This is a genomic window from aff. Roholtiella sp. LEGE 12411, assembly GCF_015206995.1.
Lineage (GTDB): Bacteria > Cyanobacteriota > Cyanobacteriia > Cyanobacteriales > Nostocaceae > Komarekiella.
In genome coordinates, this window is the sequence record NZ_JADEXR010000008.1 from 29,135 (window position 1) to 41,766 (window position 12,632).

The following is a 12,632-nucleotide window of genomic DNA, read 5'->3' on the forward strand; positions in this document are numbered from 1 at the left end:
TAAGGTTAAATTATGATTTTTTCCCACGGTCAATCCAAATACCTCTTAGTCCAGCAGCTTTAGCACCGTTGTAGTCTTCTGTGATGCTGTCACCAATATGCCATGCTTCCTCTGGCTGACAGTTATGTTTTTTTAAAGCAATAGCAAAAATCTGAGGATCAGGTTTAGCTGCACGTGCCTGAGTAGAAATGGTAACAGATTTGAAAAAATCTCTCAATCCTAAACTTTGCAATACTGAGTAAATCCGAGAATCAAAATTGGATAGTACTCCTAATTCAATTCCCAAGCGCCGCCAGTTGACCAAAGCTGCTAAAACATCAGGATAAACAAACCACGGTTGAGCAGTGCCAAAGTGGATGTATAGTTCACTAAAGAAAGCTGGAAAGTCAGAAAATTGCTTGAGAACACCTGCATTTTCAAAAGTGTCTAAGGCAATTATCCGCCACCAATCAAACTCACGCTGGGGAATATCTTGGGTTTCTGCATCTAGAAATATCGGCGGTGGCGCTGCTTTAAAGCTTTTGATAAACGTTTTATCCAGTGTCTCGGCTGAAACTTTAACGCCAAATTCTCCGGCTATTTGACTATAAATTTCACCCACACTACCTTTGACATCGAAGAGTGTGCCCACAGCATCTAAAAAAATAACTTTCGGTTGTTCCATAGTATTAAGTGCTAAGTTGAGAGGATATTAAAGTATTGAGCAAATATAATTCGCTACTACACAAGCAAAGTCCACCTCCGTAGACTAATGAATCAAGAGGTTTAGAACCTGCAAAGGCAAGTTTTGTGTGTGTAGACGCCACTTCTAGTCGCCAAGGCTAGTAATAAATTAGACTTGACAAACATCCTTTGAGACAACTAACGTTTACCTAACCGGGTTTGTATCATTATTAAACAGGTAGGGAAGAAAAATTAAAATCAATTTAATTCAAAATTTTTGACGATTATAATCATTACAAATTTGGGTTAATAACAATATAGGTAGGGCTTAAGCCCTACCTACAGATCTAAAGTTCTATTTAGAAAGTGTTTCTATAATAGGACGAACTAACCAGTTAAAACCAACTTTGAGTTGATGTTCTAAAGTTGGCAACCGATAGAGATAAGCAACACGACGGGCGACGTATGCTAAGGGGCCGTCTAGTTTCATTCCTAAACCGGTCAAAGTGGCGTTGTCTATTCCTAGTGCCATCATTTCCCCTAACTGTTGGTAGCGCAAGGGAAGTAAGGGGCGATTAGTTAAAGAAGCCCATATATTCCAAGCGGCATAATCAGATTCTTGAAAAGCTGCTTGTGCAGTGGCGGGGACTTGCTGTCCTTCTACGTCATAACACTCTGCCAAATCTCCCAAAGCAAAGATTTGGGGATGGTCAAGAACTTGCAGGGTAGGTGTGGTAATGATTTGACCGCGCTGGTTTTGCTTTAAAGGCAAGGATTTGACTACGGGAGCAACCCGTGTTCCTACAGTCCAAATTACTAAATCTACAGGAATCGTATCTATCTGGCTTTTGTATTCTAGGGAGATAGTATCTTGGTCTATTGATTCCACTTTGGTTTCTAAATCAATAAACACACCACGCGCATCTAAAGCTTTCTTTGCTGCTTCACGGTTAAACTCTGGCGAAGTTCGCAATATTTGATCAGCGATTTCAATTATCCGAAAGCGTCCTCTTTCCCCTAGTCTGTCTGCTAACTTACAGGCTAACTCTACACCACTGTAGCCAGCCCCAACAATTGCCACGCGAATTTTGTCAGCAGCCGATTCTTCCAATAATCGCAGGCGTTCTTCTAGACGATAGGCGTCAGATATTGTGCGAAACGGGTAGGCGTAGGATGTCGCACCAGGGACTAAATCCAATGGTGTTTCTCCACCTAACGCCAATACTAATCGGTCGTAGGGGATTTCCGGCCCATCCTGTAAATGTACCCTTTGCTGGTCGAGGTCAATTCCAGACACAACTGCTTGATAAAAACGTACACCTGTACCTTGTAAAAGTTCTTCAAATGGGGGAGCAATTTCCCAGGTTTGCAATTCACCAGTGAGTAATTCGTATAATAAAGGAGAAAATAGGAAGCGATCGCTTTGATCAACCAGAACTATTTCAGGTTTTTGCGTAGATTCCCAAGGTAACTGGCTCAAACGCAAAGCAGTGTAGAGACCACCAAAGCCTCCACCGAGAATACAAATTCTAGGAGTTTGTTGAGTCATCGGTCGATATATGTGGGACGGTCAATTCCAGCAGGGCAACTAACTTCAGTGTAATGATTTCTTTCGGTTTATTGCCATGAGCCAACAATCTGGATGGTGTCCTTCATGCAGTTGATGTGCATTTAATAACTTCACTTTCACCAAACCACATTGTTCATCAGCACGAGCTACGCGAGCCGCTCGAATTCTCTCAGGCTAAGCGTCCCAGTGACTTCGGCATCAGTAGAGAAAAGTGGCTCTTGATGATTAATACAGTTTGCTAGGTTTGGCCATACTCCAGTATGTCAAAATAAAAATACCCGATACCTCAAGGTGAGCGATCGCGCTTAAAGCTAGACAAAGGATTGACCTGAGCAATGGCAGAAGCAAAAAATCATGATGAAGCTGGCGAAGTGGCTCCCAGCACAGTTGACAAGCAGGCTCCCAGTATCGCAGAAGAAAACGCTCCTAGTAAAGACTCACCCGAAGCGACCGACCTTCCTACTGCCAACGCCCCAGACCCGGAAGCCGCGAACCCAGAAACTAACCCAAATACTGCAAAACTTGCTGAACCCCCCAAGCGAGAAAAACCCGCAGCCGCAGCAGGCGAAAAACCCGCAGCTAAAGCTGCAAAAAAGGAAAAAGCTCCCGCTGTGGAAGATAAGCCTTTTGTAGAGTTTATACAGCAAGACTACTTGCCAGCTTTACAAAAAGCGATCGCTCAGCAAGGTGTGCAAGACTTACAAGTATCTTTTGCTAAACAGAAAATACCGATTACTGGCTTTGAATCAGCTGAAGAATACTGGCAAGTTATCGGCAGTTGGTCGGAAAACGGTTTGCGTCAGTTTAATCTGTATTTCCCCGAAGAAGATATTCAAGGGAAAAAGGGATTTTCCTGTAATGAAGGCAAAAAACCTAGCACTCTTGAGTCATTCTTAATCGATGAGCGCAAAATTACACTTGACCTTTTGGTATATGGTTTAGTGCAGCGCTTGAACGGTCAAAAGTGGCTAAGTAGAAATTAGTTAAGTTCATGAAAGTGGTAGGTAACGGCTCCAGTAATGGGGTCGTTATCTATTTTCACATAACCTGATTTGAACATTTCCTTAAGAGTAGCTTCCACTTCCGCAAAGCTGGCTCCTGTTGCCTTAACACCTTGAGTCACAGTTAAGCTACCGCCTTTGTTTTCTGCGGCTTCAATTAACTCAACCATAAGCCGATTACCAGTTGAGCGGCGGACTTGAGAGGTAACTACTGCTTGGTTGAGGGGTACACCCAAGGGAGATAAACCCGCTTTCATTCTGAGTTGATGGTCATATTCGTCAACCATACCAGGTATGAGTAACAGATCCACGATCTGTCCTATGTACAATAAACCACCAGTACACAGCCATAACAAACCTGTCCCGATTTTGCCATTGTATAAGCGGTGCAGCCCTCCCAAGCCGAAAAACCCAACCGCACACAAAATGTAAGAGACAAGAAGTCTGTCTTTATGCTGATTGTTTTCAGGATTCATCTTGTTTTCAACCCCTTAGATTCGCTCTTATTGTCTAAAGATGCTTTTCTCTTACTGTTTTGTTTCATAAGCTAATGTGCGTCCAAGGATCACTACAAATTCTCAATTCTCGATTCCGTGAAAATTGAAGGATGTTGCAACTCTTAACGTTTAATTTATAGTTTCTAACCTGCACCTTGGTAGACTTATTTTTATACAAATGGATTATTGTCAGCTATTGCGCCTTGCCAAAGCATTACCTTTGGCTTTCTGGTGAGACAAGTCCAGTCTTCCATACCAGAGGCTGCGCCTTCGCGGAGCGTCTCGTAGAGAAGGGGGTTTCCCCAACCAGGAACTGCCTCACCCAAAGGGTGTACTCAAGATAATAAAGACAAAAGAGCAATCAAGACATGGTAGATTCCCTTAAAAAACCAGGCTTTGAAGAAATGCGGCCAGGGATTAAAGTCCCGGCAAGAGAAACCCTGTTAACACCTCGGTTTTATACTACCGATTTTGATGAAATGGCGCGGATGGACATCTCCGTCAACGAAGACGAGTTAAGAGCCATTTTGGAAGAGTTTCGCGCTGACTACAACCGCCATCACTTTGTTCGGGATGCAGAGTTTGAACAATCCTGGGATCACATTGATGGGGAAACTCGCCAGTTATTCGTTGAATTTCTAGAACGTTCTTGTACTGCTGAGTTTTCCGGCTTTTTACTGTATAAAGAACTCGGTCGTCGCCTGAAGGGCAAAAGCCCCGTATTAGCAGAGTGTTTTAACTTAATGTCACGGGATGAAGCTCGTCATGCTGGCTTTTTGAACAAAGCCATGTCGGACTTTAACCTGTCCCTAGATTTAGGGTTTTTGACTAAGAGCCGCGACTATACATTCTTTAAGCCGAAATTTATATTCTACGCTACTTATCTTTCTGAGAAGATTGGTTATTGGCGGTATATCACCATTTATCGGCATTTAGAAGCACATCCGGAAGACCGAATTTATCCGATCTTCCGGTTCTTTGAGAACTGGTGTCAGGATGAAAACCGTCACGGTGATTTCTTCGATGCGATCATGAAGTCTCAGCCGCAAATGTTGAATGATTGGAGAGCACGGCTGTGGAGTCGGTTCTTCCTATTGTCGGTATTTGTGACAATGTATCTCAATGACATCCAACGCAAGGACTTCTATGCCTCAATTGGACTGGATGCGCGAGAATACGATATCCATGTAATTCAGAAGACCAATGAAACCGCAGGTAGAGTTTTTCCAGTAATGCTGGATGTAGAGAATCCAGAGTTCTATCAACGGTTGGATCTTTGTATAAAGAATAACGAAAAGCTGAGCGCGATCGCTAACTCCAACACTCCCAAATTCCTGCAATTTTTCCAGAAGCTACCACTTTACATTTCCAATGGCTGGCAATTCTTGCGGCTTTATCTGATGAAACCGATTGATGCTGTTTCTGCTCAAGGAGCAGCTCGTTAAGTAACAACACGTTTGTGAAAGCTTTAATGGTTCTGTTTAAGGCAGAACCATTTTTTTAAACTCTTATCTAGAAGGCACTGTCTAATTTAATTTGATGGACAATGTACTCCTGAGAAAACAGGTTTTTAGTCAAGATGATACTGCATAGACACTAGTTACTCATTGAGTAGCTATCCCAGCCTGATATAATTTACTGGCGAGACAGCTAGAATTACAACAATTATTTATAAGTCTTATGTATCATCCAGTGTCTACCATATTTCCGTATTTAGATATAAATCGTTAATATAACTTTTTATAACAGTTTTTCAATTCAATTTCCCAGATAGTTTGTTGTTATGTTAACCTAGATGATGAAATGAGAATTAATTCGGCGATAGCGTTTGTGTTTAGTATTGACAGGTTTTTCCCTTTTGGTATTTACAGACTTCTCTCCGAAATCTAAATCTCTACACTCTTATGGTTTTGGAGACATTTTATGTCGATTTACGTAGGCAACCTCTCTTATGAAGTTACCCAAGATGCTCTGAGCGCCGTTTTTGCAGAATATGGTTCTGTAAAGCGGGTTCAGTTACCTACTGACCGTGAAACAGGCCGCTTGCGTGGTTTTGCTTTCGTGGAGATGGGTACAGAAGCTGAAGAAACAGCTGCTATCGAAGCTCTTGATGGTGCTGAGTGGATGGGACGTGATCTTAAAGTTAATAAGGCTAAGCCCAAGGAAGATAGAGGAGGTTCATTTGGTGGTAATCGTGGTGGCGGCGGTGGTTACAACCGCAACAACCGTTACTAATCGAAATAGACTAAACCCTTTTAGATCTAAAAGTCTCCTACTTCAAGTTTTAGCAGGCTAAAAACTTTCTAAGACAGCGGTCATAGCATTAACTTGCTTTACAGCCGTATTTTAATGAGAAGATAGATGCTGTTTATCAGTCCATCATTCTTAGAAACTTAGTAAAATTTGAGAGAAGCTCGGGCATAAGTGCCTGAGCTTTTTATATACAAAACTTAGTCTTTTGTTTGCCATAGTAAGCTGTCGCACATCTAATTTGCACATCATTTGGTTTAAGTGATTAATGGGATTACCGCAAATTTTGATTAGCCTCAAGATTTCGTCCAAATTTAACCACTATAAAATTGCTTTGATAGTTGCGATCGCATTCACTGCTTAATACTGAAATTAATTGAGCTAATTGTTTTAATTCAGATTCCCGATGAGTACAAAGAATAACTCGGTGAAGGGGATGATATTAAAGTAATTGTTTTGGTAAACAAAAAATATCTCAGAAAAGAGACATAATTGATGAATTGACTGAGAATCCCATTCAAGTAAATGGTGTACTCAGCCGTGAGGAAAATTCTAGCCGCTAGTTATGATGAATGGTGCATCTTTTATTGATACTAATGTTTGGCTATATCGTTTAACAGATTAACTCCTCTTGCTATCTCAAAATAACCGAACGCACAGTAATAAGTTTTAGCGACACAACCAATACTCTAGCTACACTCGCTTTGCTCGCGTTCGGTATGCAGCCGCCTTAGAACGGTTACCACATAGGGACATACTACACCAACGGCGGGCGTGACTCTTTGTTGTGTCGTAGAACCAGAGCGTGCAGGTTGGGTTTTCACAGCGGCGCATCAGTGTAAAATCAGCAGTACAAACGTAGTTGGCAATTTCCTCGGCAATGATCTGTAGCAACTGCTCCGGTTGCGTCAAGTAGCGATGTTTTTTGCAGACTAGTGCATTTACTGCATTCTGCTCTGAGCGTGCCGCCTCAATCTGCTGGAAAGCTTTATCTCGCTCCAAAAGCTGGTTCAACAGATCCAGTTCGGCAAGCACAGACACGCCAATCGGGTGACCTGCATGACGGGTAACAAACCCACGCATCCATTCCCTTAACTCGCGCGCCTCTTTAGCAACTGAATCGAGGATATCAGAACTGTTCTCAGTTCGGAAGCGTTGCTTTACCTCAACATCAAGCATCTTGGCACGTTCTAGCCAGTCGAGCAAGTCCAAGCCACTGGAAAGCCACTCAATTGGTTCACCTTGTGGCGCGGCTATGGTGTTCAGAAAGTCTAATGCTAGGTGACCTGCTATGAAAAATGGTGCTGGACGCAGTTTGACCATTCATAATGCATCAATAATGATGCTTATAGTTTATTTATATTTTAGTCAGCTAACTCAGTTTTCAATGCTTCTTGCATAAGAATGCTAGGTTAGGTTTCTGAACCCAAACTTACGCCTGAAGCCTGAAATGTATTGACTCAGTTTTATATTTTACTGTGTAATGTACGAAATATATCCTCATCTTCGTGTAATACACCGTAGACTTACCATTTTTAATGCTAAGTAACATTTCGCTAACGATGTCCCGATCTTACAAAATCACGTTGCTCTTTGAGCCGATACAATACTAAGTACTTATTTACCGCTTTCCTTACCTCGACTTTATCCAAAATTAAGAACTCGGTTTTCTTTATCCATCAAAAAACTGGCTTTTTGCAATACCTTAGCCAAAAAAAGAAGTAGCCTAGTTTTTGCCGAAATAGCCCAACACAAGACCATGCTTGATTATTAGGCAAAACGTCAAACCCTAGTCCAGACGTATACGGCTTTCATTATTACTTCCACAAAAACCATACAGGATTTTATTGGCTCAGTTTTTTTGCCATCCGGCAAAAACAAGCGTCTAAAATCTTAAATTTGTTCTATGATCAAGCCTCGTAAATAGGCGAAGGTATTGTTTTTGGCAAATACTTTTTCTATTCCATAGATTATCGATGAAGTCCTTAAAGTAAAACTACTGCCCCACATAGGTTTCAGCGATTGCAATCGTGCAACGACTCCGCAGGAGTATCGCGTTGCGAAAAAAATGGATAAGGTTAAACTTGTATAACCTATAAAAACTATGTTGACAGGTTACTTGTTATTCTGATAACCTCTATAATAACTTTTAAAAGGTTATCAACTATTGGCGTAGTTGTTTATTCCGATACACAAGCTCATACAAGCTAATGCACAAGAGTACCCCTATGGTAACCTGTAACTATAAGAATATCGATGGACTAAGCATCTTCTACCGTGAAGCTGGACCGAAGGACGCCCCTGCAGTGATGCTGCTACACGGTTTTCCTACCTCCTCGCATATGTACCGTAACCTAATCCCATTGCTTTGTGATCGCTACCGCTTGGTGGCACCTGATCTGCCGGGGTTCGGCTTCTCGGATGCGCCTGACCATACACAGTTCGCATACACATTTGATCACCTGACTGAGATAATAGACCGTTTCACTATGGCTGTGGGGTTAGACCGCTATGCTCTTTATGTCTTCGACTATGGGGCCCCAATCGGCTTTCGGCTAGCGAACGCTCATCCTGAGCGAATCACTGCTTTGATTTCACAGAACGGCAACGCATATGAAGAGGGATTAAGCGAGGGCTGGAACCCAATCCAACGCTACTGGCAAGACCCAACACTTGAAAACCGAATGGCACTACGCGACTTCCTCAAGCCTGACACGACCAAATTTCAGTATACCCACGGTGTTGCAGATGCAACGCTGGTTGCTCCTGAATCTTATACCCTTGACCAAGCACTTTTGGATAGGTCGGGTAACGATGAGATCCAGCTGGACTTATTCCTGGACTACCAGAGCAACCTTGCGCTCTACCCAAAATTTCAGGAGTATTTCCGCACTCACCGTCCACCCATCCTCGCCGTTTGGGGCAAGAACGACCCGTTCTTTTTACCCGCAGGTGCCAAGGCCTTCACGCGCGATAACCCGGCAACAGAGGTGCGCTTTTACGACACCGGACACTTCGCACTCGAAACACATGTAAAAGAGGTTGCATCTGCGATTCGTGACTTCTTTGACTACAAAGTTTTTATGATGCGCTGACTTCATTCTACTCTCGTATCCGCATTTTCTAACCTCAATGAACAGGAGAAAGTTGAATGAATGCACCCCTAAATTTAGTAAAGGCCTTTTACACGCGCCTCGCATCTGGCGATCTTGATAGTGCCCTCAGTTTACTTGCAGATGATGTTGAGTGGATCGCTGTCGAGGGTTTTCCTACTGGTGGTTCATACCATAGCCCTCAGTCCGTCCGTAATGGCGTATTTGCTCGTCTCGCTGCTGATTGGACAGAATTTGTCGTGGTGCCTGAACGGTTCATTCCGGCAGACGCAACGGTTGTAGTTATTGGGCGCTACATGGGCGTGTACCAAGGGAGTAGCCGACACCTAAATGCAGTATTTGCACACGTTTGGGAGGGTACAGATGAAAGGCTGTCCCGGTTCTTGCAAATATCAGATACAGCGTTAGTGCGTGATGCCATGTGTCCTTAAAGTTTTGCTGGTCAATGCCCAGTAAACCAGTTTGAAATATGATTAATGCACAAAAAGACCAGAGCGGCAAAGCTTGCTAGAGGGGGTCACATCTGTTAAATCCCACATTCCGCAGGTCTATTAGGTCAACAGATAATATTTTCGGCAACGAGCACCGAGAAACTGAAGAATCCAACGTCGTTCATCGGTAAGATTAGCAATCTGTTTAACGCCGATGATCGTTAACAGATAAATCAACATGAAATACTGAAATACCCAACGTAGAGTGGGAGTGTGAGTCGGCTTACCCCACTAGACTCCAATAGCGAAATTCAGTTCTCATCACCACCTGATTGGAACCAAGCTGTATAAATTGCACTTGAATCTATTTTCCCTCAAATAATTGTGTCTTTTTTTACTTGAGATTGAACGATTAATTTTTCTTACACATAAGCTAAAACACATTTAAATTGCACAATAATTCATGAGGGCTGTCCTTTATCATTTGTCATTAGTCAAAAGTATTTACAAAGGAAAGATTACAAATGATTAATGACGATCTTAGCCAGTGAGTGTGCAACTTGAACGCAGATTAGCTTCGTTGTGGTTTTACATTCAGATTTTCAGGTGAAAGATGTGAGTAGATTAATAAACCATAACTAAGACAATTTAAACATAGCTTTAGCCATTCTTAATCTGCTTTTGAGCGAAAGACTGTATAGTGTCAAAAATAGACAAGTTATTTTTCCTGAACTCTAATCTAGAAGAAGTTAAGACAAAGCCTCAAGAAATGGGCTAATAAATTCACAAATTTAATACTTTTACTAATTCCCAAATCAATAATAGTAATAACGTGTACACATGCAATTTAGTAAAAGAAGGCAATCGTTATCTTCATATTGCTGTTGTATAACCAAACCCTATTATTAAACTATTTGAGCATTAGTGAGAGAGAGAACAGCATTTTTTTCCTGAAGTTTAAACATCATGGATGACACGAACGCATCATGATTTTTATCGCTAATAATTTCTTTATTGCAAAACATGTAGAAGTCAATAATTAGAGTTTATGCTCTAATCAAAAGTAATAAAGGAAAGGTAAAACTTTTGAAACTACCTTGGAGCAGTATTTACGTGGTGAAGAGATTTAATTCCAAGATTTTCCTGGTGGTGGCGATCGCAGCTACAGTCAGCAGCTTGAGTGCTTCTGTAGTTCTAGGTGATGTGTTAGTGAGCAGTTTGGCAACAAATGAAGTATTGCGATTTGATGAAACGACAGGACAATTTATTGGTGCATTTGCAACTAAAGGTAGCGGTGGTCTAAATTCTCCCTTCGGTTCGAGGTATGGACCAGATGGCAACTTCTACGTTAGTAGTTTTAATACCGGCCAAGTGCTTCGCTACAACGGTATAACTGGACAATTCATCGATGCATTTGTACCAGCGCGTAGTGGTGGACTGACTAATCCTAGAGCGGTAACCTTTGGTCCTGATGGGAATGGCTATGTTGGTGACGCAGCTACTAACAGCATTCTGCGTTACAACGGTAAAACTGGGGAATTCATTGATACATTTATAGCACCAGGTAGTGGTGGTCTATCTGATCCTTTCATCATAAATTTTGGGCCTGATGGTAACATATATGTCGCCAGTTCAGGCACTAACAGTGTCTTGCGTTACAACAGGAAAACTGGAAAGTTTATTGATGCCTTTATCCCTTCCGGCAGCGGCGGATTGAAAGCACCTGTGGGTATAGCATTAGGGTCTGATAACAACTTTTATGTCTCCAGTTCAGGCACTAGCAGTGTTCTACGGTATAACGGTAAAACTGGAAAGTTTATTGATGCCTTTATCCCCTCCGGCAGCGGCGGATTGAAAAACCCTAGAGCAGTAGAATTTGGCGGTCCAAATAATGATCTGTTCGTTGGCAGTCTTGATACTAACTCTGTCCTACGTTATGATGGCAGAGATGGATCTTTTCTAGGTGTGTTTGCTTCTAACGCTACTAGTAGCTTGACTAACCCTAGAGGTATTACTTTTACTCCTTCAATCAATGGTGTTGGTGCGGGCGCTACAACCCCCTTAAATAACAAATTCTTCAGAGAGCGTGGTGCTAGCTTTACTGTGAACGGTAGTGGTACAGGCCGTGCTGCTTTCAAAGCTGGAACGGCCGATTTGGGATCTGGTTCGGTTAATATAGACTTTGTGTCAACTGCGGTAGCTCCCAACCAATCTATCTCTGACTTTTACCCTGATAGCAAAGAGGTAGTACGTATAAACAATCTTGACTTCGCTGTCGGATTTCCTTACAACGTCCCTGGTTTCAAGGGTAAGCTTAATTCAAAGCAAGTTTGTGGTCTCATTAGTGGTACTATCTCTAATTGGAGTGAAGTAGGTGGTCCCAATCTACCTGTTAAACGCGTTTATCCTGGAGATCCTAGCGGTCTTAGCATTACTATTAATAACGGATTCACTAAGCCAGTCTGTAAGTTCTCCTTGGTAGATAGTAGTGGAAACGTTGTTCTCCTCAATCCTAATCCAGCAAATGACATTGCTATTGCACCTCCTAATCCCATTGTTTTTAACTCTGATAATCTAAAGGGTTTTGCTGGAGGTATCGTTAGTAAAGTTGCAAGTACCCCAGGGGCAGTTGGCTATGCTGAAGATGTTATAGCTAAAAATGCAGGGCTTCCACTTATTACCAAGGCTAGGTCAAGAAAGCCGTTTTCTGTATCTGCTCAGAATTATATTGTTTTTCGTACTTCTTACTCCACTCGGACACAAGCAGATCATGCCAGAGTAGTGTGTTTGTACATTTCAGATTCTAGTAAAGATTACGCACAAAGTATTGGTTATCTTCCGCCATCTGGATCTTCAGATAGCTGTGATAATATCCAAAAATTATGATCACGGCAGATGATATTTACTAAATGAGGGTAATAGAGAGTTGATATTCAGCCCTGTGTAAAAGCCTTACTAACCAATAGTGCTAGTGGAGAAAAGCAATAAAGCTCACAAATGCTAGTAAATATGAAACTGTAACTGGCAGCAATACTCATCAATACAACTAATACCTGGTTGCAGTCACATATACAACTTGTCATCCTGAACTACGCTAACACTATCTT

At 42.0% G+C, this 12,632-nt stretch carries 11 protein-coding genes and 1 pseudogene; 6 read left to right on the forward strand and 6 right to left on the reverse strand.

Translation table 11 applies throughout. From position 1 onward, the window contains the following. Window positions 1-10: 10 nt before the first annotated feature. Window positions 11-664, reverse strand: a complete 654-nt coding sequence (locus IQ246_RS03265) for an HAD family hydrolase (RefSeq protein ID WP_194000082.1) — start codon at window positions 662-664, stop codon at window positions 11-13. 354 nt (window positions 665-1,018) lie between these two features. Next, window positions 1,019-2,212: an NAD(P)/FAD-dependent oxidoreductase gene (locus tag IQ246_RS03270; RefSeq protein ID WP_194000084.1), complete on the reverse strand. Its 1,194-nt coding sequence runs from the start codon at window positions 2,210-2,212 to the stop codon at window positions 1,019-1,021. A 356-nt stretch (window positions 2,213-2,568) separates the two neighbouring features. On the opposite strand from IQ246_RS03270, the gene IQ246_RS03275 reads away from it, so the two are divergent. After that, window positions 2,569-3,216 (forward strand): DUF2996 domain-containing protein, encoded by a 648-nt coding sequence (locus tag IQ246_RS03275; RefSeq protein ID WP_194000086.1) that lies wholly within the window; start codon window positions 2,569-2,571, stop codon window positions 3,214-3,216. Here the strand turns inward: IQ246_RS03275 and IQ246_RS03280 are convergent. Continuing rightward, window positions 3,213-3,710 (reverse strand): TM2 domain-containing protein, encoded by a 498-nt coding sequence (locus IQ246_RS03280; RefSeq protein ID WP_194000088.1) that lies wholly within the window; start codon window positions 3,708-3,710, stop codon window positions 3,213-3,215. The two genes, IQ246_RS03275 and IQ246_RS03280, sit on opposite strands and share 4 nt — an antisense overlap. Before the next feature lie 191 nt (window positions 3,711-3,901). Next, a complete protein-coding gene (locus IQ246_RS03285; RefSeq protein ID WP_194000090.1) occupies window positions 3,902-4,057 on the reverse strand; it encodes a hypothetical protein in 156 nt (51 codons plus the stop codon). 42 nt (window positions 4,058-4,099) lie between these two features. Here IQ246_RS03285 and acsF point away from each other — a divergent pair, with 42 nt between their 5' ends. Beyond that, the gene (gene acsF / locus IQ246_RS03290) at window positions 4,100-5,176 is read left to right on the forward strand and encodes a magnesium-protoporphyrin IX monomethyl ester (oxidative) cyclase (protein ID WP_194000092.1); all 1,077 of its coding nucleotides are present in this window, start codon (window positions 4,100-4,102) and stop codon (window positions 5,174-5,176) included. A 478-nt stretch (window positions 5,177-5,654) separates the two neighbouring features. Continuing rightward, the gene (locus IQ246_RS03295) at window positions 5,655-5,966 is read left to right on the forward strand and encodes an RNA-binding protein (protein ID WP_162394977.1); all 312 of its coding nucleotides are present in this window, start codon (window positions 5,655-5,657) and stop codon (window positions 5,964-5,966) included. Between the two features lie 708 nt (window positions 5,967-6,674). On the opposite strand, the gene IQ246_RS03300 is transcribed toward IQ246_RS03295, so the two are convergent. Then, a complete protein-coding gene (locus IQ246_RS03300) occupies window positions 6,675-7,304 on the reverse strand; it encodes an ABATE domain-containing protein (RefSeq protein ID WP_194000094.1) in 630 nt (209 codons plus the stop codon). A gap of 905 nt (window positions 7,305-8,209) precedes the next feature. On the opposite strand from IQ246_RS03300, the gene IQ246_RS03305 reads away from it, so the two are divergent. Both IQ246_RS03305 and IQ246_RS03310 read left to right on the forward strand, forming a co-directional pair. Further along, window positions 8,210-9,076: an alpha/beta fold hydrolase gene (locus tag IQ246_RS03305; RefSeq protein ID WP_194000096.1), complete on the forward strand. Its 867-nt coding sequence runs from the start codon at window positions 8,210-8,212 to the stop codon at window positions 9,074-9,076. Between the two features lie 56 nt (window positions 9,077-9,132). Further along, window positions 9,133-9,525, forward strand: coding sequence for a nuclear transport factor 2 family protein (locus IQ246_RS03310; protein WP_194000098.1), 393 nt, complete (start codon window positions 9,133-9,135; stop codon window positions 9,523-9,525). Between the two features lie 120 nt (window positions 9,526-9,645). On the opposite strand, the pseudogene IQ246_RS03315 reads toward IQ246_RS03310, so the two are convergent. Beyond that, window positions 9,646-9,813 (reverse strand): annotated as a pseudogene (locus IQ246_RS03315) (IS1634 family transposase); the annotation flags it as partial. A gap of 798 nt (window positions 9,814-10,611) precedes the next feature. Between IQ246_RS03315 and IQ246_RS03320 the strand changes: the two are divergent. Then, the gene (locus tag IQ246_RS03320; protein WP_194000099.1) at window positions 10,612-12,411 is read left to right on the forward strand and encodes a substrate-binding domain-containing protein; all 1,800 of its coding nucleotides are present in this window, start codon (window positions 10,612-10,614) and stop codon (window positions 12,409-12,411) included. Window positions 12,412-12,632: the final 221 nt, after the last annotated feature.

Coding starts and splice junctions, on each gene's coding strand:
- IQ246_RS03300 (WP_194000094.1), bottom strand. CDS start 7,304: ATGGTCAAACTGCGTCCAGCACCATTTTTCATAGCAGGTCACCTAGCA.
- IQ246_RS03270 (WP_194000084.1), bottom strand. CDS start 2,212: ATGACTCAACAAACTCCTAGAATTTGTATTCTCGGTGGAGGCTTTGGT.
- IQ246_RS03295 (WP_162394977.1), top strand. CDS start 5,655: ATGTCGATTTACGTAGGCAACCTCTCTTATGAAGTTACCCAAGATGCT.
- IQ246_RS03275 (WP_194000086.1), top strand. CDS start 2,569: ATGGCAGAAGCAAAAAATCATGATGAAGCTGGCGAAGTGGCTCCCAGC.
- IQ246_RS03280 (WP_194000088.1), bottom strand. CDS start 3,710: ATGAATCCTGAAAACAATCAGCATAAAGACAGACTTCTTGTCTCTTAC.
- IQ246_RS03265 (WP_194000082.1), bottom strand. CDS start 664: ATGGAACAACCGAAAGTTATTTTTTTAGATGCTGTGGGCACACTCTTC.
- IQ246_RS03305 (WP_194000096.1), top strand. CDS start 8,210: ATGGTAACCTGTAACTATAAGAATATCGATGGACTAAGCATCTTCTAC.
- acsF (WP_194000092.1), top strand. CDS start 4,100: ATGGTAGATTCCCTTAAAAAACCAGGCTTTGAAGAAATGCGGCCAGGG.
- IQ246_RS03310 (WP_194000098.1), top strand. CDS start 9,133: ATGAATGCACCCCTAAATTTAGTAAAGGCCTTTTACACGCGCCTCGCA.